Annotated in this window: 17 protein-coding genes; 3 read left to right on the plus strand and 14 right to left on the minus strand. The window is 65.7% G+C overall.

Features of this window, described 5'->3' with window-relative positions; all coding sequences use genetic code 11:
- Positions 1-17: 17 nt before the first annotated feature.
- The 3 genes from aroE to ruvC are packed head-to-tail and all read left to right on the plus strand — an operon-like array spanning position 18 to position 2330.
- Positions 18-902 carry a shikimate dehydrogenase gene (aroE, locus tag V1261_RS01455; RefSeq protein WP_329769638.1) on the plus strand — a complete coding sequence of 295 codons (885 nt, stop codon included), beginning with the start codon at positions 18-20 and terminating at the stop codon, positions 900-902.
- Positions 899-1747 carry a transglycosylase domain-containing protein gene (locus V1261_RS01460; RefSeq protein ID WP_329769640.1) on the plus strand — a complete coding sequence of 283 codons (849 nt, stop codon included), beginning with the start codon at positions 899-901 and terminating at the stop codon, positions 1745-1747. The genes aroE and V1261_RS01460 overlap by 4 nt, the downstream gene beginning before the upstream one ends.
- A gap of 7 nt (positions 1748-1754) precedes the next feature.
- Positions 1755-2330, plus strand: coding sequence for a crossover junction endodeoxyribonuclease RuvC (gene ruvC, locus V1261_RS01465; RefSeq protein ID WP_329769814.1), 576 nt, complete (start codon positions 1755-1757; stop codon positions 2328-2330).
- A gap of 19 nt (positions 2331-2349) precedes the next feature.
- On the opposite strand, the gene V1261_RS01470 is transcribed toward ruvC, so the two are convergent.
- The 14 genes from V1261_RS01470 to V1261_RS01535 form a co-directional block, all read right to left on the minus strand.
- Positions 2350-2523, minus strand: coding sequence for a hypothetical protein (locus tag V1261_RS01470; protein ID WP_329769641.1), 174 nt, complete (start codon positions 2521-2523; stop codon positions 2350-2352).
- 29 nt (positions 2524-2552) lie between these two features.
- A complete protein-coding gene (gene lpxC / locus V1261_RS01475) occupies positions 2553-3476 on the minus strand; it encodes a UDP-3-O-acyl-N-acetylglucosamine deacetylase (protein WP_329769643.1) in 924 nt (307 codons plus the stop codon).
- 257 nt (positions 3477-3733) lie between these two features.
- Positions 3734-4966 carry a cell division protein FtsZ gene (gene ftsZ / locus V1261_RS01480; protein ID WP_329769645.1) on the minus strand — a complete coding sequence of 411 codons (1233 nt, stop codon included), beginning with the start codon at positions 4964-4966 and terminating at the stop codon, positions 3734-3736.
- Positions 4967-5068: 102 nt separating this feature from the next.
- Positions 5069-6301, minus strand: a complete 1233-nt coding sequence (gene ftsA, locus V1261_RS01485; RefSeq protein ID WP_329769647.1) for a cell division protein FtsA — start codon at positions 6299-6301, stop codon at positions 5069-5071.
- Between the two features lie 2 nt (positions 6302-6303).
- The gene (locus V1261_RS01490; protein ID WP_329769648.1) at positions 6304-7104 is read right to left on the minus strand and encodes a cell division protein FtsQ/DivIB; all 801 of its coding nucleotides are present in this window, start codon (positions 7102-7104) and stop codon (positions 6304-6306) included.
- A gap of 14 nt (positions 7105-7118) precedes the next feature.
- Complete coding sequence (locus V1261_RS01495) at positions 7119-8117, minus strand: D-alanine--D-alanine ligase (RefSeq protein ID WP_329769650.1); 999 nt, start codon at positions 8115-8117, stop codon at positions 7119-7121.
- Positions 8114-9535, minus strand: a complete 1422-nt coding sequence (gene murC, locus V1261_RS01500; RefSeq protein WP_329769652.1) for a UDP-N-acetylmuramate--L-alanine ligase — start codon at positions 9533-9535, stop codon at positions 8114-8116. The genes V1261_RS01495 and murC overlap by 4 nt, the downstream gene beginning before the upstream one ends.
- Complete coding sequence (murG, locus tag V1261_RS01505) at positions 9532-10605, minus strand: undecaprenyldiphospho-muramoylpentapeptide beta-N-acetylglucosaminyltransferase (RefSeq protein ID WP_329769815.1); 1074 nt, start codon at positions 10603-10605, stop codon at positions 9532-9534. The genes murC and murG overlap by 4 nt, the downstream gene beginning before the upstream one ends.
- Before the next feature lie 29 nt (positions 10606-10634).
- Positions 10635-11930 (minus strand): putative lipid II flippase FtsW, encoded by a 1296-nt coding sequence (gene ftsW / locus V1261_RS01510; RefSeq protein ID WP_329769654.1) that lies wholly within the window; start codon positions 11928-11930, stop codon positions 10635-10637.
- On the minus strand, positions 11927-13477 hold the full coding sequence (gene murD, locus V1261_RS01515) for a UDP-N-acetylmuramoyl-L-alanine--D-glutamate ligase (RefSeq protein WP_329769655.1): 1551 nt from the start codon (positions 13475-13477) through the stop codon (positions 11927-11929). The genes ftsW and murD overlap by 4 nt, the downstream gene beginning before the upstream one ends.
- A gap of 3 nt (positions 13478-13480) precedes the next feature.
- Complete coding sequence (gene mraY, locus V1261_RS01520; protein WP_329769657.1) at positions 13481-14659, minus strand: phospho-N-acetylmuramoyl-pentapeptide-transferase; 1179 nt, start codon at positions 14657-14659, stop codon at positions 13481-13483.
- Positions 14644-16059, minus strand: coding sequence for a UDP-N-acetylmuramoyl-tripeptide--D-alanyl-D-alanine ligase (locus V1261_RS01525; RefSeq protein ID WP_329769816.1), 1416 nt, complete (start codon positions 16057-16059; stop codon positions 14644-14646). Before V1261_RS01525 ends, mraY begins: the two co-directional genes overlap by 16 nt.
- Before the next feature lie 11 nt (positions 16060-16070).
- Positions 16071-17636 carry a UDP-N-acetylmuramoyl-L-alanyl-D-glutamate--2,6-diaminopimelate ligase gene (locus V1261_RS01530; protein ID WP_329769658.1) on the minus strand — a complete coding sequence of 522 codons (1566 nt, stop codon included), beginning with the start codon at positions 17634-17636 and terminating at the stop codon, positions 16071-16073.
- Complete coding sequence (locus tag V1261_RS01535; RefSeq protein ID WP_329769817.1) at positions 17633-19396, minus strand: peptidoglycan D,D-transpeptidase FtsI family protein; 1764 nt, start codon at positions 19394-19396, stop codon at positions 17633-17635. The genes V1261_RS01530 and V1261_RS01535 overlap by 4 nt, the downstream gene beginning before the upstream one ends.
- Positions 19397-19479: the final 83 nt, after the last annotated feature.

Below are 19479 nucleotides of genomic sequence, written 5' to 3' on the forward strand. Positions count from 1 at the left end.
TTGTCGAGTCCATGCCGATGTCTGCCTCTCCCGCTTCCGTCGACCGCTATGCCGTGATCGGCCACCCGGTCAGCCACAGCCGTTCTCCCTGGATCCACACCCGCTTTGCCGACATGACTGGCCAGGCGCTGGTCTACACCGCCATCGATAGTCCGGAAGACGACTTTGCCGGTACGCTGCAACGCCTGCAGCAAGACGGCTTTGCCGGCGCCAACGTGACGGTGCCGTTCAAGCTGGAGGCGTTTGCGCTGGCCGACAGCCGCAGCACGCGTGCCACGCTGGCCGGTGCCGCCAACACCCTGATCTGGCAGCGCCACGGCGACCAGCTGCAGCTGCATGCCGACAACACCGATGGCATCGGCCTGGTGCGCGATATCGTGCACAACGCCGGCGTGCCGCTGACCGGCCAGCACATCCTGCTGCTCGGTGCCGGTGGCGCGTCCGCCGGCGTGCTCGGCGTACTGCTGGAGGAGCGCCCGGCCTCCATCACCATCGCCAACCGCAGCATCGCCAAGGCCGAGGCGCTGGCCGCTTCGCACGCCGACTGGGCCGCACAGCATGGCAGCACGCTGCAGGCGATCAGCCTGGAGCAGGTGCTGGCCGATGCCGCCCTGCCGCAGGCGTTTGACGTGGTCATCAACGGCACCTCCAGCAGCCTGTCGGGCAAGCCGCTGCTGCTGCCGGCGCTGCATCTGGCACCGCATGCGCTGGTCTACGACATGATGTACGGCCCGGCCGCGCGTCCGTTCCTGCAGCACGCCGCCAGCCTGGGCGCACAGACGCGCGACGGCCTCGGCATGCTGGTGGAACAGGCCGCCGAAGCCTTCCGCCTGTGGCGCGGCGTGCAGCCGGCCACTGCCCCGCTGCTGGCCAGCCTGCGCCAGGAGGTCGATGCCGCATGAAGCGCCTGCTGCAGCTGCTCGGCTGGATCGTGCTGGCAGGCCTGCTGCTGCAGCTGTTCTTTGTCGCGCGCGTGTTGCTGATGCGCGTGGTCGACCCGCAATCGACCAGCTTCCAGCGTGCCGAAATGGCGCGCCTGGTATCCCAGGGTGAATTCGGCTGGCGCCAGCAATGGGTACCCTACGAGCAGATTTCCGATCACCTGAAGCGCGCCGTGATCGCCTCCGAAGACAGCGATTTCGTCAACCACGGTGGCGTCGAGTGGGAAGCGATCCAGGCCGCTCGGACGCGCAATGCGGCGGCCGAAGCGCGTGCCCAGGCACAGGTCAAGCGCGCCGAAGAGCAGATGGCGCGCGCCCAGCAACGGGCCCAGCAGCGCATCGAGCGTCTGGAAAAACAGGGCAGGCCAGTGGATGACAAGCTGCGCGCCGTCGCCGAAGGCACGGCTTCCTCACCCGCCGACCGGGTACGGCCGCCCAAAATCCGCGGCGGCTCCACCATCAGCCAGCAGCTGGCCAAGAACCTGCTGCTATCAAGCGAGCGCACGTTGCTGCGCAAGGGCCAGGAGCTGCTGCTGACGCAGTACCTGGAGCTGTTCCTGGACAAGCGTCGCATTCTCGAGATCTACCTGAACAACGTGGAGTTTGGTTCCGGCATTTTTGGCGCCGAAGCCGCCGCACAGCACTATTACGGCAAGCCGGCCAGCAAGCTCAGCGCACTGGAGGCGGCGCGCCTGGCCGTCATGCTGCCGCGCCCGCGCTATTACGAGCAGAACTTCCGCTCCGGCTACCTGGGCAGCCGCGCCAGCACGATTGCCGCGCGCGCGCGCGGCGTGGCCCTGCCCTGACATGGCGATCCGCATTTTGGGCATTGATCCCGGCCTGCGCACCACCGGCTTCGGCGTGATCGAGGCCGAGGGCCTGCAGCTCAACTATGTCGCCAGCGGCACCATCCGCACCGTCAGCCGCAAGATCGAGCAGCAGGACGAGCTGCCGCACAAGGGCGACCTGCCGGCACGCATCAAGCTGTTATGCGAAGGCATCAGCGAGGTGATCGAGACCTATCGGCCCGATGTCGCTTCGCTGGAAATCGTGTTCGTCAACGTCAACCCGCAGGCCACGCTGCTGTTGGGACAGGCGCGCGGCGCCTGCCTGGCCACGCTGGTGGGTCGCCAGCTGCCAGTAGCCGAATATACCGCGCTGCAGATGAAGAAGGCGGTGGCCGGTCATGGCCGCGCCAGCAAGGCGCAGATCCAGGAAATGGCGCGCCGCCTGCTCAACCTGAATGGCCTGCCCGGCACCGATGCCGCCGACGCGCTCGGCCTGGCGATCACGCACGCGCACGCGCGCGGCACCATGCTGCAGCTGGCCAAGGCCACGCCGCTGCAGCGCAAGGCGCATGCGTTGTACAAGGGAGGGCGCAGTTACTGAGGCCGCGCCAGAGCGCGCTTCAGATACGCTGGAACACCAGCACGGCAAAGAACACGCACAGCACCACGATGGTCCAGCTGAACAGCCGGATGCTCTGGCGCTTGTAGCGTTCATTGCGCGTGAACAGGTAGAGCACCATAGTGCCGCCGCTGAGCAGCAGCATCAGGAAAAACAGGACGCGGACAATCGCCATGGCTCAGGACTGCGGACAAGCGCCGCTGCTTACCACTGCATGGCGAGTTCGCCGAAGCCCTTGGGCGCGGCACGCTCGCTGTCAAAGCTGACGATGTCGTAGGCATCGGGCTGGCTGAGCAGCTCGCGCAGCAGCACGTTGTTCATCGCATGGCCGGAACGGTAGGCGCTGTAGGCCGCCAGCAGCGGGTGGCCGATCAGGTACAGGTCGCCCATGGCGTCCAGGATCTTGTGCTTGGCGAATTCATCGTCGTAACGCAGGCCGTCGGCGTTGAGCACGCGGTAGTCGTCCATCACGATGGCGTTGTCCAGGCTGCCGCCCAGCGCCAGACCGTGCGAACGCATCATTTCCACATCCTTGGTAAAGCCGAAAGTGCGGGCGCGCGCGATGTCACGCGTGTAGACACCGGAAGACATGTCAAATTCGACGCTCTGGCCGGTGGAATCGACTGCCGGGTGGGCAAAGTCGATCTGGAAACGCAGCTTGAAGCCGTGGTAGGGCTCGAGGCGGGCCCACTTGCCCTTCTCGCCCTCGCCTTCACGCACCTCGACCGGGCGCGTGACGCGGATGAATTTCTTGGGTGCGCGCTGCTTCACGATACCTGCACTCTGCAGCAGGTAGACGAAGGAGGACGCGGAACCGTCGAGGATCGGTACTTCCTCGGCAGTGATGTCGATATACAGGTTGTCGATGCCCAGGCCAGCGCAGGCGGACATCAGGTGCTCCACCGTATGCACTTTCACATCGCCATTGGAGATGGTCGAGGCCAGGCGGGTATCGGTCACGGATTCGGCCGAAATCGGGATATCTACCGGATTCGGCAGATCCACGCGGCGAAACACGATGCCGGTATCAACGGCAGCGGGACGCAGGGTGAGCTCGACACGCTGACCGCCATGCAGGCCTACGCCTACTGCCTTGGTCAGGGTCTTGATGGTTCTCTGTTCTAGCATGTCCCCATTGTAGAAGCGCCAGGCTTCTGCCGTGTTTGAAGTTGTTTATGGTCTGGATAGCTTCCCTGCCAACTGGGCGGAACCGGACTGCCAGACTGGCGCAGATGCGCTGCAGGCGGTGCGTGTTGCGCACGTACGGACAGGCAGCCGTACGCGCGCAACCAAGCAGGAGTCGTCACGTCATCGCTGTCTGCAGGCAGACAGGGTCAGACGTTCTGGCCGAGGGGTTCAGGCCCCAGCCGGTCAATGCTCGCAGATCAGTCTGCCTGCTTGCGCAGGAAGGCCGGAATCTCGAAATCGTCCATGCCGCTGGAAGCCAGCTTGTCGACGCGTTCAGCCGCATGGGTGCGGTCCACGCCACGGCTGCTGCCCCACACGCTGGCACCCATGCCACCGGACGGCGCCACACCGCTCATGGTCGGCATCGCAGCGGCTTGCGGCATGCTGTTGGTGTTCACGTACACCGGCATGTCATCAGTACCTGTACGGTTGCTGATGACCTGCATCGGCACATTCTGGCGCTGCGCCTGCTGGCGGCTCAGGCCAGTGGCAACCACGGTCACGCGCAGGTCGTCGCCCATGTTCTGGTCGTAGGCGGTACCGTAGATCACGTGTGCGTCCGGGGAAGCGTAGGCACGGATGGTGTTCATCGCCAGCTGCGATTCCTTCAGCTTCAGGCTGCCCTGGGCTGCAGTGATCAGCACCAGCACGCCCTTGGCGCCGGACAGATCGATGCCTTCCAGCAGCGGGCAGGCCACGGCCTGCTCGGCAGCGATGCGGGCACGATCCGGGCCGCTGGCAGTCGCGGTACCCATCATGGCCTTGCCGGGCTCGCCCATCACCGTCTTCACGTCTTCGAAGTCGACGTTCACGTGGCCAGGCACGTTGATGATTTCGGCGATACCGCCGACGGCGTTCTTCAGCACGTCGTTGGCGTGGGCAAATGCCTCTTCCTGCGTCACGTCATCGCCCAGCACTTCCTGCAGCTTCTCGTTCAGCACCACGATCAGGGAATCGACGTTGGCTTCCAGTTCGGACACGCCGGAATCGGCGTTGGTCATGCGGCGGCCACCTTCCCATTCGAAGGGCTTGGTCACCACGCCCACGGTCAGGATGCCCATTTCGCGTGCCACACGGGCAATCACGGGCGCTGCACCAGTACCGGTACCGCCGCCCATGCCGGCCGTCAGGAACAGCATGTGAGAGCCTTCGATGGCAGAGCGGATCTCCTCGACCGCGACTTCGGCGCAATCACGGCCCTTCTCGGGCTTGCTGCCAGCGCCCAGGCCGGTCGTGCCGAGCTGGATCACGCGGTGTGCCGAGCTGCGGGCCAGTGCCTGGCCGTCGGTGTTGGCGCAGATGAATTCCACGCCCTGCACGCCGCTCTCGATCATGTGTTGCACGGCGTTGCCGCCGCCGCCACCCACGCCCATCACCTTGATCTGGGTGCCTGCGTGGAACTCTTCGGTTTCGATCATTTCGATGCCCATCTGTACTCTCCTTGCTTGAGTAAAAAATACCTTGGTTTGCCTGTGGTGACGTTTAGAGCCTGTCGGGGCTTGCCTTGCGGCGAATCAAATCGGTGTGCTGCATCAGAAGTTCCTCACGATCAGATCCTTGATGCGGCCGAACACGCCCTTCATGGACGCGTCCTTCTTGCGGATATTGGTGTGCTCGCGCAGCTGCGACATGCGCATGTCCTCGAGCATGCCCATGACGACGGCAGCACGCGGCTGCGACACCATGTCGGCCAACGCACCACGGTAGCCCGGCGTGCCGACGCGTACCGGCTTGAGAAAGATGTCCTCGCCCAGCTCGACCATGCCCGGCATCACGGCGCTGCCGCCGGTCAGCACCACGCCGGACGACACCAGGTGTTCAAAGCCGGAGCCCTGCACTTCCTTCTGCACCAGCGAAAAAATCTCTTCCACGCGCGGCTCGATCACGCCGGCCAGCACCTGCTTGCTCAGCAGGCGCGGCGGGCGGCCACTCAGGCCGGCGACTTCGATATGCGTTTCCGGATCGGCCATCAGCTGCTTGGCGCAGCCGTTCTGCAGCTTGATGTCTTCCGCGTCTTCGGTCGGCGTGCGCAGCGCCATGGCGATATCGCTGGTGATCAGCTCGCCAGCCACCGGCAGCACCGCCGTGTGGCGGATCGTGCCGCCGGCAAACACGGCGATGTCGGTGGTGCCGGCGCCAATGTCGACCAGCACCACGCCCAGCTCGCGCTCGTCCTCGGTCAGCACGGACAGGCTGGCCGCCAGCGGGTTCACCATCAGCTGGCCCACTTCCAGGCCGCAGCGACGCACGCATTTCAGGATGTTCTCGGCCGCGCTATGGGCGCAGGTGACGATGTGCACCTTGGACTCGAGGCGGATGCCGCTCATGCCGATCGGTTCCTTCACCTCCTGGCCATCGATGACGAATTCCTGCGGTTCGATCTGCAGCAGGCGCTGGTCGGTGCTGATGTTGATCGCACGCGCCGTTTCCAGCACCTTGGCGACATCGGTCGGGCTGACTTCGCGGTCACGCACTGCCACCATGCCAACCGAGTTGCGGCCACGGATATGGCTGCCGGTGATACCGGTGGTGACGTGGGTGATCTTGCAGGCCGCCATCATTTCGGCCTCGCGCACCGCCTGCTGGATGCTCTGCACGCAGCCTTCGATGTTGACCACCACGCCGCGCTTCATGCCGTTGCTGGGCGCAACGCCCATGCCCAGCACCTTGAGCGTGGCGTCAGGCTGCACCTCGGCGACCACCGCCATGATCTTGCTGGTGCCGATATCCAACCCTACGACGAGATCCTTGTATTCTTTTGCCATGTTCATGTCTTCTTGCTAGGTGTGGCATCTACCGTGGTGATGCCCTTGAGCCGGATCGCGTAGCCCGTCTTGTAGCGCAGGTCCGCATACTGCAGATCGGCAAAGCTGCGGCCATACTGGGCCGCGACCTGGTCGATCGTCTGGATGAACTGCTGGATGCGCGTGGCCAGTTCCTGTTCGGTGCCGCTGCCCAGGTTGATCGTGGTGCTGCGGTTCAGGACCAGCGTCCAGTTGCCGCGCGGCTCCAGCGTCAGCCCGGTGATATGCGATTGCACCGGCGCAAACAGCGGCTCCAGCCGGCCATACATCAGCAGCACCTGTGGCGACAGCTCGTCCGGGCCATGCAGCTCGGGCATGTCCTGGGCCACTGCCTCGTCCGGGCTGGCATCGAACACTTCGCCGTAGCGGTCCACCAGGCGGTAGCCCTGCTCCTGGCTGCCCCACAGCGCCACTTCCTGGTGCTCTTCCAGATGCACGCTCAGGCGGCTCGGGAATTCGCGGCGCACCACGGCACGGCGCACCCAGGGCTGCTCCTGGAACAGCTCACGTACCTGTTCCAGATTGACCGAGAAGAAATTGCCCTGCAGCTGCGGCACCACCTGGTTGCGCAGCACATAGACCGAGCTGTGCGCGGTCTGCCCGGTCACGCTGATGCCGGACAGCGCAAACATCGGCAACCGGGCGAACCACCACAGCAGGGTCGCCACCGCGGCGAGCAGCACCAGGCCGAACAGCAGCGAGGCGGCTGCGTTCATCAGCTTGATGTTGGTCATCGAGATGGCGGGGGCTTGCTGGGCGTTCATGCGCTATCGTCCTTTCAGGCGCCAGCCGCCGGCTGGTTGTCGAGGCTGGCCCAGGCCAGCAGCAACAGGCAGAGCTGCGGATAGTCAATGCCGGACACGCGTGCCGACATCGGCACCAGCGAGTGGTCGGTCATGCCAGGCGAGGTGTTGATCTCGAGCAGGAAAGGCTGCTGGTCTTCGGCGCGCAGCATCACGTCGACACGGCCCCAGCCGCGGCAACCCAGCGCCAGATAGGCTTCCAGCGCCTCCTTCTGGATCAGCGCTTCCAGCTCGGCCGGCAGACCGCTCGGGCACTGGTACTGCACCTCGTCGGTGAAGTACTTCTGTTCGTAGTTGTAGTCGCCGCCCGGTGCCACGATGCGCACCATCGGCAGCGCACGCGCCTGGTCGCCAGTACCGAGGATCGGGCAGGTCAGTTCCTCGCCCACGATCAGGTTCTCGCACAGCACGGCATTGTCGATGGCTGCCACCTGGCGGATCGCTTCCAGCGTCTCGGCCAGGTCATGCACCTTGTAGACACCGATCGAGGAGCCCTCATGCGGTGCCTTGACGATCATCGGCAGGCCGAGTTCGGCCACGGCCTGTTCGGCCAGCGCCTGTTGTGCGGCCGGATCACGCAACGCGCGTGCCGGGCGCTGCAGGTAGCGCGGCGTCGGCAGGTTCTCGTGCAGCCAGATGCGCTTGGTCATGACCTTGTCCATGCCTACGCTGGAAGCCATCACGCCGGAGCCGGTATAGGGAATGCCGAGCAGCTCGAGCGCGCCCTGCACCGTGCCGTCTTCGCCGTAGCGGCCATGCAGCGCCACGAAACAGCGGTCAAAACCTTCACGCTTGAGCTCGGCCAGCTCGCGCTCGGCCGGATCAAACGGATGCGCGTCCACGCCCTGGCTGCGCAGTGCCCGCAGCACGCCATTGCCGGAGCGCAGCGAAATCTCGCGCTCGGCCGAGCGGCCACCCATCAGCACGGCAACCTTGCCCAGCGCTTTCACATCGGTCGGAATCACGAAGCTCATGCCTGCTCCTTGTCCTTGGCCAGCGCCACTACCTTGGCCGGCACGGCACCGATGGAACCGGCGCCCATGCACAGCACCACATCGCCATCACGCGCCGTGCGCAGGATGGTGTCGGGCATGTCCTGGATGTTCTCGACAAACATCGGCTCGACCTGGTCGGCCACGCGCAGCGCACGCATCAGGGCACGGCCATCGGCAGCCACGATCGGCTCTTCGCCGGCGGCATAGACCTCGGACAGCAGCACCAGGTCGGAGCGGCCCAGCACCTTGACGAAGTCCTCGAAACAGTCACGCGTGCGGCTGAAACGGTGCGGCTGGAACGCCAGGATCAGGCGCTTGTCCGGGAAGGCGCCACGGGCGGCTGCCAGCGTGGCCGCCATTTCCACCGGGTGGTGGCCGTAGTCGTCGATCAGCGTGAAGCTGCCACCGCCTTGCGCCGGCACCTCGCCGTAGCGCTGGAAGCGGCGACCCACGCCCTTGAACTCTTCCAGCGCCTTCAGCAGCGCCGCATCGGGGATATTCAGTGCCATCGCCACGCCCACCGCCGACAGCGCGTTCTGCACGTTGTGCTCGCCGGGCAGGTTCAGGCAGATTTCCAGATCCGGACCGTAGGATGCACCGTCGTCATCGCGACGCTGCACGGTAAAGCGCATCTGGCCGTGGTCGGCACGCACGTTGACGGCGCGTACCTGGGCTTCTTCGGACATGCCATAGGTGGTGACCGGGCAGCCGACCTGCTCCAGGATGTCACGCGCGGCCGGGCTGTCCACGCACAGCATGGCACGGCCGTAGAACGGCATGCGATGCAGGAAATCGACAAAGGCGCGCTTCAGGTTGTTGAAGTCGTGGCCGTAGGTTTCCATGTGGTCGGCATCGATATTGGTGACGACCGCCATGATCGGCGACAGATTCAGGAAGGAGGCATCGGATTCATCCGCTTCGGCGACGATGTACTCGCCGCGGCCCAGGCGCGCGTTGGCACCGGCGCTGTTCAGGCGGCCACCAATGACGAAAGTCGGATCCAGACCGGCCTCGTGCAGCACGCTGGCGACCAGGCTGGTGGTCGTGGTCTTGCCGTGCGTGCCGGCAATGGCGATGCCCTTGCGCAGGCGCATCAGCTCGGCCAGCATCATGGCGCGCGGCACCACCGGGATGCGCTTCTCGCGTGCGGCGATGACTTCCGGGTTGTCGGCCTTGACCGCGGTGGAGGTCACCACCACGTCGGCGCCCTGGATGTTGCCGGCAGCATGGCCGACAAAGGTACGGATGCCCAGACTGGCCAGGCGGCGCGTGGTCGCGTTGTCGGCCAGGTCGGAGCCGGACACGCGGTAACCCAGGTTGGCCAGGACTTCGGCGATGCCGCTCATGCCGGAGCCACCGACTCCGACGAAATGGATGCTGTCTACAGCGTGCTTCATGCAGCGAACTCCTCACAGGCGGCCACGATTGCGCCCGTGGCCATGCGTTTTTCCATCTTCTTGGCGTGCTGCGCCTTGTCCAGCAGCTCTTCGCGCGTCAGGCCGCGCAGGAAATCTGCCAGTTTTTCCGGCGTCAGCTCGCTCTGCTGCATCAGCCAGCCACCGCCCTGGTCCACCAGGAAACGGGCGTTGGTGGTCTGGTGGTCATCGACCGCGAACGGGAACGGCACGAACAGGGCCGGCGCGCCAACAGCCGCCAGCTCGGTCACGGTGCTGGCACCGGAGCGGCAGACGATGATGTCGGCTTCGCCAAAGGCCTGCGCCGTGTCATCGATAAACGGCAGCAGTGCGGCATCGACATCGGCCTCGGCGTACGCCGCCTGCAGCGCCTGCAGCTGCTTTTCGCCACTCTGGTGCGCCACCAGCGGGCGCTCGGCCGGATCGATCAGCGCCAGTGCCTGCGGCACCGTGTCGTTGAGGGCCTTGGCACCCAGGCTGCCGCCCACCACCAGCAGTTTCAGCGGACCGCTGCGGCCGGCAAAGCGCTGGGCCGGCTCGGCCTGCGCCAGAAAAGGCTCGCGCAACGGGTTGCCGATCCACTGCACCTTGCCGTTGCGCGCATCGGGCTTGCCGCTGGTCTGCTCGAACACATTGGGGAAAGCCGTGAACACGCGGCGCGCAAAGCGCGACAGCAGCTTGTTGGCCATGCCTGGCACCGAGTTCTGCTCGTGCAGGATCAGGGGCTTGGCGTTCAGCGCGGCGGCAATGCCGGCCGGTGCCGTGATGTAGCCACCCATGCCGATCACGACATCGGGCTGCACACGGTCGATCACTGCACGGCTGGCGCGAATCGCCCGTGCCAGATTGAACGGCAGGCGCAGCAGCGTGCCCAGGCCCTTGCCGCGCACGCCGCCAAACTCCACCGGTTCGAAGGCAAAGCCGCGTGCAGGCACCTTGTCGCTTTCCATGCTGTCCGGCTTGCCCAGCCAGTGCACATTCCAGCCGCGCGCGCGCAACGCCTCCGCCACGGCCAGGCCCGGGAAGATGTGTCCGCCGGTGCCGCCGGCCATCACCAGCGCGGTCTTGCGTCCCTGCTCTTTCACAGGCTGCCCCCTTTCATCAGCATGCGGTTTTCGTAATCAATGCGCAGCACCACGGCCAGCGCAATCAGGTTCATCAGGATTGCCGATCCGCCATAACTCATCAGCGGCAGCGTCAGGCCCTTGGTTGGCAGCGCGCCCAGGTTCACGCCGATATTGATCAGCGCCTGGAAGCCGATCCAGATCGCCACGCCCTGCGCCAGCAGGCCCGCAAACACGCGGTCCATCACGATCGCCTGGCGGCCGATGCGGATGATGCGGCGCGTCAGCCAGAAGAACAGCACGATCAGGATCACCAGACCGACAAAGCCGAACTCCTCGCCGATCACGGCCAGCAGGAAGTCGGTATGCGCCTCGGGCAGCCAGTGCAGCTTCTCGACGCTGCCTCCCAAGCCGACACCACTGAACTCGCCACGACCGATCGCGATCAGCGCGTGCGACAGCTGGTAGCCCTTGCCCAGTGCATGCTCTTCGCTGAACGGATCCAGATAGGCGAACACGCGCTCGCGACGCCAGGGCGAGGAGGCGATGATCAGGCCGAACATGCCGACCAGGATGCCGGCGATCAGGAAGAACATCCTGGCATTGACGCCGCCCAGGAACAGCACGCCCATGGCGATCACGGCGATCACCATGAAGGCGCCCATGTCGGGCTCCAGCATCAGCAGCACGCCGACGCCGCCTGCGGCAATCGCCATCGGCATCACCGCGTGCACGAAGCGCTTGATCTCGCCCATGTTGCGCTCGCGCTCCTGGACGTCCATCTTGCGGCGGATGTAGTCGGCGGCGTAGATCGCCATGGCCAGCTTGGCCAGCTCGGACGGCTGGAAGTTCATGATGCCGAGCGAGATCCAGCGGCGCGCACCATTCACGCCCTTGCCGATACCCGGGATCAGCACCGCGATCAGCAACGCAATCGCGCCAAGGAACAACCAGGGTGCCCACTTTTCCCAGGTGCTGATCGGCACCTGGAACGCCAGGATGGCCACGGCCGTACCGATCACGATCGAGATGCAGTGGCGCAGCACGAAGTGGTATTCGGCGTAGTTGGCAAAGCGCGGGTTGTCGGACATGGCGATCGAGGCCGAGTAGACCATCACCAGGCCCCACAGCACCAGCGCCGCCACGACCCAGATCAGGGCCTGGTCGACGATCTGCAGGTTGATCGGCTGCTGCGACACGCGGGCGCGCGAGCCGGGCATGCGCACCGGCACGCTGTCCTCGGCCTGGCGACCCCAGGGCAGACGATCCTTCCAACCCTTGCGGCTGTCTTGTCCGGGCAGAACGGCACTCATGCGCGACCCTCCAGTGACATGCCGCGCGCCTCGGCCAGCTGCTCCACACTGTGGCAGAACACCTGGGCGCGGTGCGCGTAATCCTTGAACATGTCCATGCTGGCGCAGGCCGGCGACAGCAGCACCGCATCGCCCTGCTGCGCCTGTTCGGCAGCCAGTTCGACCGCCTGCTCCAGCGAGCTGGCGTGCGTCATCGGCACACCGGTATGCTGCAGTGCGGAAGCGATCTGTCCGGCATCCTTGCCGATCAGCAGCACGCTGCGTGCGTAGCGCTGTACCGGATCGGCCAGCGGACTGAAATCCTGGCCCTTGCCATCGCCACCCAGGATCACCAGCAGACGGCGATCCGGGCCCAGGCCATTCAGGGCGGCCAGCGTGGCACCAACGTTGGTGCCCTTGCTGTCATCAAAATACTCGACGCCATCAACGATGCCGACTGGCTCGACCCGATGCGGCTCGCCACGGTATTCGCGCAGGCCGAACAGCATCGGTGCCAGCGCGGCACCGGTCTGCACGGCCAGCGCCAGTGCGGCCAGGGCGTTGCTGGCGTTGTGGCGGCCACGGATACGCAGCGCATCGGCAGGCATCAGGCGCTGGATATGCAGCGGTTCCGGCTCGGCCGCACGACGGCGGCTGCCGCCGTTGTCTTCTGTTTCGGCAGCGCGCACCAGCCACAGCATGCCGTTGACGTCTTCCAGGCCGAAATCGCCCGGGCGCTGCGGCAAGTCCATGCCGAAGCTGGTCCAGTTGCGCGCCGTGGCGGCCGGCTGGCCCTTGGCCGGCTTGACCGGTTCCGGCACCAGCTGCGGCAGCAGCGCCATCACCAGCGCGTCGTCACGGTTCAGTACCGCCGTGCCCTGCTGGCCAAACACATGCGCCTTGGCCTGCACGTAGGCATCCATGCCGCCGTGCCAGTCCAGGTGGTCCTGCGACACATTGAGAATGGTGGCCGCAGTCGGTTCAAAGCGGGTGCAGTCGTTCAGCTGGAAGCTGGACAACTCCAGCACCCAGGCTTCCGGCAGTTCGCCGCTGTCAATGAAACCAGCCAGGGTATCAAGCAAGGCCGGGCCGATATTGCCGGCCATGGCCACGCGCAGGCCGGCGCGATCCAGCAGCTGCGTGGTCAGCGAGGTGACGGTCGTCTTGCCATTGGTGCCGGTAATGCCCAGCACCTGCGGTGCATAAGCCTGTTCCTGCTGCAACTGGCGCAGCGCATGGGCAAACAGGTCCAGCTCGCCACCCACCCACAGGCCGATGGCACGAGCCGGCTCGGCCACGGCAGCCACCGCCTGCGGCGACAGGCCGGGGCTGATGAAGACGGCGCGGATCTGGCCGTTTTCCAGCAGCGCCTCGGTCAGCGGGCCACTGACGAACTGCGCCTGCGGCACATCCTGACGCAGGCGATCCAGATTCGGCGGGACTTCACGGCTGTCGGCCACGACCACGTCGGCACCCTGCCGCGCGCACCAACGTGCCATGGACAGGCCGGAAATGCCGAGTCCCAGGACCAGGACGCGTTGACCGTGAAGGCTGGAATACATCGTCATGGCTTACCTCAGCTTCAGCGTGGTGAGGCCGATCAGGATCAGCAGCATGGTGATGATCCAGAAGCGCACCACCACCTGGGTTTCGCGCCAGCCATTCTTCTCGAAGTGGTGGTGCAGCGGCGCCATCTTGAACAGGCGCTTGCCAGTACCGGTACGCTTCTTGGTGTACTTGAAGTAGCTCACCTGCAGCATCACCGACAGCGCTTCCACCACGAAGATGCCGCCCATGATGGCGAGCACGATTTCCTGACGCACGATCACGGCGATGGTGCCGAGCGCGCCGCCCAGCGCCAGCGCGCCGACGTCACCCATGAACACCTGCGCCGGATGCGCGTTGAACCAGAGGAAGGCCAGGCCGGCACCGGCCATGGCAGCGCAGAACACCAGCAGCTCGCCGGCGCCCGGAATATGCGGCAGGTACAGGTAGTTGGAAAACACGCTGCTGCCGGTCACGTAGGCAAACACGCCCAGCGCCGAGCCGACCATCACCACCGGCATGATCGCCAGGCCATCCAGGCCGTCGGTCAGGTTGACCGCATTGCTGCTGCCGACAATCACGATGAAGGTCAGCACCAGGAAGCCGACCACGCCCAGCGGATAGCTGATTTCCTTGAAGAAGGGCACCAGCAGGCTGGCCGCCGACGGCAGGCTGATGGAGAAGCCGGAGCTGATCCAGTCATAGACCAGCATCAGCACGCGGTAGTTGCTGGTCTCGGAAATGCTGAACATCAGGTAGAACGCAGCCAGCACGCCGATGATGGTCTGCCACAGGAACTTCTCGCGCGAGGGCATGCCTTCCGGGTCCTTGCGCACGACCTTGCGCCAGTCATCGGCCCAGCCAATCGCGCCAAAGCCGATCATCACCACCAGCACGATCCAGATGAAGCGGTTGGACAGGTTCATCCACAGCAGCGTGGACAGGGTGATGGACAGCAGCACCAGCACGCCGCCCATGGTCGGCGTACCGCTCTTGCTCAGGTGGGTCTCCATGGCATAGCCGCGCACCGGCTGGCCGATCTTCAGTTCACGCAGCTTGCGGATCACCCACGGGCCAGCCAGCAAGCCGATGATCAGGGCCGTCATGGCACCCATCACGGCGCGGAAAGTCAGGTACTGGAACACCCGCAGGAATCCGTACTCCGGATACAGTTCCAGAAGCCACTGGGTCAGTGCTGGCAGCATGTCGTGTCCTTTTCTTGTTGTTGTTCCTGCATCAGCAGCTCGACCACACGCTCCATCTGCATGAAGCGCGATCCCTTCACCAGCACACTGCCGGCCTGCGCCAGCACCGGCGGCAAGGCCTGCAACAGCGCCGGCATGTCCTGGGCACTGTCACCGCAGTGCTGCGCGCCGGCATGCTGGCCGGCCGCATGGCGCGCCAGCTCACCCAGCGTGAACAGGTGCTCGATGCCCTGCTGCTGCGCAAACTGGCCGATCTCGATATGGAAGGCCTCGCCCTGGTCGCCGACTTCGCCCATGTCGCCCAGCACCAGCACACGTGGTGCCGGCAGCTCACGCAACACCTCGATGGCTGCGCGCACGGAATCGGGATTGGCGTTGTAGCTGTCATCCACCACGGTCAGCGCGCGGCCTTGCCATTGCAACTGCAGCGCGCGCGAACGGCCCTTGACCGGCTCGAAGGCGTTCAGGCCTTCGGCGATCTGCGCCAGCGACACGCCAGCAGCCTGGGCGCAGGCAACGGCCGCCAGCGCGTTGCGGATGTTGTGGCGACCGGCCACGTGCAGGCGGAACGCCAGCGCGCCTTGCGGCGTGGCGGCTTCGACCTGCCAGTGATCGCCCTGCCAGGCCGTGGCCGTGGCAAATACCTGGGCGCCACAGGCGGCACTTTCGCCAAAGCACAGGCTGGGGCGTTCGCCGGCCAGCTCGCGCCAGATCGGGGTGTACTCCTCATCGGCCGGGTAGACGGCGATGCCATCGGCCGGCAGCGCGCTGATGACGCAGCCGTTCTCGCGCGCAACGGCCTCGACCGTGCCCATGAATTCCTGGTGCTCGCGCTGCGCGTTGTTGACCAGCGCCACGGTGGGGGCGGCCATGGCCGCCAGGCCGGCAATCTCGCCGGGATGGTTCATGCCCAGTTCCACCACCGCCAGACGATGGCTGTCACGCAGGCGCAGCAGCGTCATCGGCACACCGATGTCATTGTTCAGGTTGCCCTGGGTGGAAAACGCGGCGTCGCCAGCCGCGGCACGCAAGATGCTGGCCAGCATCTGGGTCACGGTGGTCTTGCCATTGCTGCCAGTCACGGCAATCAGCGGTAGCTGGAACTGGCTGCGCCAGCCGGCAGCCAGCTGGCCCAGCGCCAGGCGCGTATCGGCCACTTCGAGGCCATTCCAGCCCAGGCCATCGAGCTTGCCGGCATGGCAAAGCGCCGCGGCGGCACCGGCATCACGCGCCTGCGCCAGAAAATCGTTGGCGTCAAAACGCTCGCCCTGCAACGCCACGAACAGGTCGCCGGCCTGCAGCGTGCGGGTATCGGTATGCACGCGCAGCAGCGGCGTGTTGCCATCGCCCTGCAGACGCGACTGCGGCAGCCAGCCGGCTGCCTGTTGCAAGCTCATCATGGGAGTCGTGCTCATGCCTGCTCCCCTTCCGTGACGCCTGCCTGCAGGCGTTGCTGTTGTGCCATCTGCACCTGTTCCTGATCCTTGAAGGGCAGTTTCACGCCCTGAATGTCCTGATAATCCTCGTGGCCCTTGCCGGCGACCAGCACCACGTCCTGCGGCGCGGCCTGTTGCAGGGCCAGCGCAATCGCGCGGGCACGATCCGGTTCCACGCGCGCCTGGGCCGGCTGCTGCAGGCCAGCCACGACCTGGCCGATGATGCGCTGCGGATCTTCGCTGCGCGGGTTGTCGCTGGTGACCAGCAGCTGGTCGCAGGCGGCTTCGGCGGCACGTCCCATCAGCGGGCGCTTGACCGGATCACGATCGCCACCGCAGCCGAACACGCACCAGAGGCGGCCGCCGCGTTGCTGCGCCAATGGCTGCAGCGCCTGCAGCGCCTTTTCCAGCGCATCGGGGGTGTGGGCGTAATCGACCACCGCCAGCGGCTGACCGTCGGCCGGCAGGCACTCCATGCGACCCGGCACCGGCAGCAGGCCGGTGCAGGCGGCCACGGCAGCCTGCAGACTGATGCCGAGCGCGCGCATCGAGGCGATCACGCCCAGCATGTTGGAGACGTTGTACTGGCCGATCAGCGCGGTACGCAGTTCCAGCGCCGGTGCACCGGCTTCGTGCAGCTGGAACACCAGGCCGTCATCGGCATAGCGGATATCCGATGCCCGCAGGCGCGCCGTGCGGCCGTCCTCGCAGGACACCGTCCACAGGTCCAGGCCGCTATCGGCCAGCTCCTGCGCCAGCGTGACGCCAAACGCATCGTCCAGGTTGATCACGGCGGCGCGCAGGCCCGGCCAGTCGAACAGCGCACGCTTGGCCTGCCAGTAGGCTTCCATGGTGCCGTGGTAGTCCAGGTGGTCCTGGGTGAAATTGGTAAACAGCGCCACGGCGATACGCACGCCATCCAGGCGATGTTCCGCCACGCCGATGGAGGAGGCCTCCATGACGCAGTAGCGCACGCCCTGTCCTACGCTGTCGTGCAGCAGGCCTTGCAGCAGCACCGGGTCCGGCGTGGTCATGCCGGTGTAGTGCAGTTCGGCGCGGTTCTGCACGAAACGGCCGACACCCAGCGTGCCCACCAGGGCACAGCCAGCCGTGGCTTCCGGCACGCGTGCCAGCGCCTGCGCCAGCCACCAGGAGGTGCTGGTCTTGCCATTGGTGCCGGTCGCCGCCACGATCTGCAACTGGCTCGACGGCTCGCCGTAGAACAGGTCGGCGATCTGGCCAGTCAGGCGGCGCAGACCCGGCACGCAGGCGACGCGGTCCTGCACCAGCGGCTGATGCTGCGGCTGCATGAAATCGAATGCCTCGACACCTTCGGCCTCGACCAGGCAGGCCGCAGCGCCTTGTTGCAGCGCACCCAGCACGTGGGCACGCGCATCGTGCGCGGCACCCGGCCAGGCGACAAAGCCGTTGCCGGCCTGTACCTTGCGGCTGTCAGTGCACAAGATAGCCGTATGCTGACGCAGCCAGGCGGCGGCATCAGCAGCAGTTGTCAGGATCGGCAGGGAAAGGTGTTGGCTCATGGGGTCACCTCCTTGGCTGCCTCGTCATCGGCCGCCACCACCTGGGGCTGCACCGTCATGTCAGGCTGTACGCCCAGGATGCGCAGCGTCTGCTGCACCACGTCGCTGAAAACCGGGGCGGCCACGATACCGCCGTAAATGCTGGAACGCGGCTCGTCGATCATCACGCCGACCACGATGCGCGGCGACTCGATCGGCGACACGCCGACAAAGGAGGCGCGGTACTTGCGGTCGGCATAGCCACGACCTTCCTGCTTGCGCGCGGTACCGGTCTTGCCACCAACCGAGTAGCCCACGGTCTGCGAACGCGTGGCAGTACCGCCGGGCAGGCTCACCATCTGCAGCATGTGCATCACTTCCTTGGCCACCTTGCTGCTGTAGACGCGCTTGCCTTCCTCGGGATTGGAAGGCTGGAACTTGCCGCTCTCGTCCACCGCACCCTTGCGCACCATGCTGACCGGCATCAGCACGCCATCCCGCGCAAACACGGAATAGACGCGCGACACCTGGAACAGGCTGGCCGACAGGCCGTAGCCATAGCTCATGGTGGCCTTCTCGACCGGACGCCAGGACTTGTAGTTGCGCACGCGGCCGGCGGCAATGCCCGGGAACGGCAGATCCGGCTTCTGGCCCAGGCCGAGCGCCGTGTAGTTCTGCCACATTTCCTCGGAGCTGAGGCGGTCGGCGATCTTGACCATGCCGACGTTGCTCGACTTCTGGATCACGCCCTGCACCGTCAGCGTGCCGTAGCTGTGGGTATCGCTGATGGTGTGGCCACCCATGCTCATGCGGCCGTTGCCGACATGGATGGCGGTCTGCGGGTTGACACGACCCAGTTCCAGCGCCTGCGCCACCAGGGCCGGCTTGATGGTCGAGCCCGGCTCGTAGATATCAGTCAGGGCGCGGTTGCGCAGCTGCTCGCCGGTCAGGTTGCGGCGATTGTTCGGGTCATAGCTCGGGTAGTTGGCCAGCGCCAACACCTCGCCGGTCTGCACGTCCAGCACGACTACGCTGCCACCCTTGGCGTCGCTTTCGGTCACGGCATCGCGCAGCTTCTGCCAGGCAAAGTACTGCACCTTGCTGTCGATCGTCAGGTGGATGTCCTGGCCGTCCATCGGCGGTACTTCCTCGCCCACGCCTTCGATCACGCGGCCCAGGCGGTCCTTGAGCACGCGACGCGAACCGGCCTCGCCAGCCAGCTGCGCGTTGAAGGTGCGCTCCATGCCCTCCTGGCCCTTGTCCTCGACGTCGGTGAAGCCGACGATGTGCGCCACGGCCTCACCCTCAGGGTATTGGCGACGGTATTCCTTGCGCTGGTAGACGCCTTCGATCTCCAGATCCATGATCTTCTTGGCCACATCCTCGTCAATCTGGCGCCGCAGGTAGACGAAGGTGCGGTTCTTGCCGTTGAGGCGCTTTTCCACATCGGCCAACGGCATGTCGAGCAGCCTGGCCATCTGCTTCAGCTTGTCGCGATCCGCGTCCAGATCCATGTCTTCGGGAATCGCCCAGATGCTTTGCGCCGGCACGCTGGAGGCCAGGATCAAGCCGTTGCGATCCAGGATGCGGCCGCGGTTGGCCGGCATTTCCAGCGTGCGGGCAAAGCGCACCTGACCCTGACGCTGGAAGAAATCGTTGTCGATGATCTGCACATAGGCGGCGCGGCCCATCATCACGCCAAAGGCCAGCATCATCAGCGCGACCAGCAGGCGGCTGCGCCAGGCCGGCGTGTGGCTGGTGAGCAGCGGGTTGGCACCCATGGCGCGCTCGCGTACTGCCTTGACGCTGGTGGCCCCACGCAGGCTTTTTTCCAGGGCGCGATCCATGCGGTCATCGCGGCTGC

Source organism: Brachymonas sp. J145 (assembly GCF_036312245.1).
Lineage (GTDB): Bacteria > Pseudomonadota > Gammaproteobacteria > Burkholderiales > Burkholderiaceae_C > Brachymonas > Brachymonas wangyanguii.

Excerpts from the sequence above, each read along its gene's own strand:
- V1261_RS01470 (WP_329769641.1), bottom strand. The coding sequence starts at position 2,523 with ATGGCGATTGTCCGCGTCCTGTTTTTCCTGATGCTGCTGCTCAGCGGC.
- V1261_RS01535 (WP_329769817.1), bottom strand. The coding sequence starts at position 19,396 with ATGGGTGCCAACCCGCTGCTCACCAGCCACACGCCGGCCTGGCGCAGC.
- lpxC (WP_329769643.1), bottom strand. The coding sequence starts at position 3,476 with ATGCTAGAACAGAGAACCATCAAGACCCTGACCAAGGCAGTAGGCGTA.
- V1261_RS01495 (WP_329769650.1), bottom strand. The coding sequence starts at position 8,117 with ATGAGCTTCGTGATTCCGACCGATGTGAAAGCGCTGGGCAAGGTTGCC.
- ftsA (WP_329769647.1), bottom strand. The coding sequence starts at position 6,301 with ATGGCAAAAGAATACAAGGATCTCGTCGTAGGGTTGGATATCGGCACC.
- mraY (WP_329769657.1), bottom strand. The coding sequence starts at position 14,659 with ATGCTGCCAGCACTGACCCAGTGGCTTCTGGAACTGTATCCGGAGTAC.
- ftsW (WP_329769654.1), bottom strand. The coding sequence starts at position 11,930 with ATGAGTGCCGTTCTGCCCGGACAAGACAGCCGCAAGGGTTGGAAGGAT.
- murG (WP_329769815.1), bottom strand. The coding sequence starts at position 10,605 with ATGGCCGGCGGCACCGGCGGACACATCTTCCCGGGCCTGGCCGTGGCG.
- ftsZ (WP_329769645.1), bottom strand. The coding sequence starts at position 4,966 with ATGGGCATCGAAATGATCGAAACCGAAGAGTTCCACGCAGGCACCCAG.
- V1261_RS01490 (WP_329769648.1), bottom strand. The coding sequence starts at position 7,104 with ATGAACGCCCAGCAAGCCCCCGCCATCTCGATGACCAACATCAAGCTG.
- V1261_RS01525 (WP_329769816.1), bottom strand. The coding sequence starts at position 16,059 with ATGATGAGCTTGCAACAGGCAGCCGGCTGGCTGCCGCAGTCGCGTCTG.
- murD (WP_329769655.1), bottom strand. The coding sequence starts at position 13,477 with ATGACGATGTATTCCAGCCTTCACGGTCAACGCGTCCTGGTCCTGGGA.
- aroE (WP_329769638.1), top strand. The coding sequence starts at position 18 with ATGTCTGCCTCTCCCGCTTCCGTCGACCGCTATGCCGTGATCGGCCAC.
- V1261_RS01530 (WP_329769658.1), bottom strand. The coding sequence starts at position 17,636 with ATGAGCCAACACCTTTCCCTGCCGATCCTGACAACTGCTGCTGATGCC.
- murC (WP_329769652.1), bottom strand. The coding sequence starts at position 9,535 with ATGAAGCACGCTGTAGACAGCATCCATTTCGTCGGAGTCGGTGGCTCC.
- V1261_RS01460 (WP_329769640.1), top strand. The coding sequence starts at position 899 with ATGAAGCGCCTGCTGCAGCTGCTCGGCTGGATCGTGCTGGCAGGCCTG.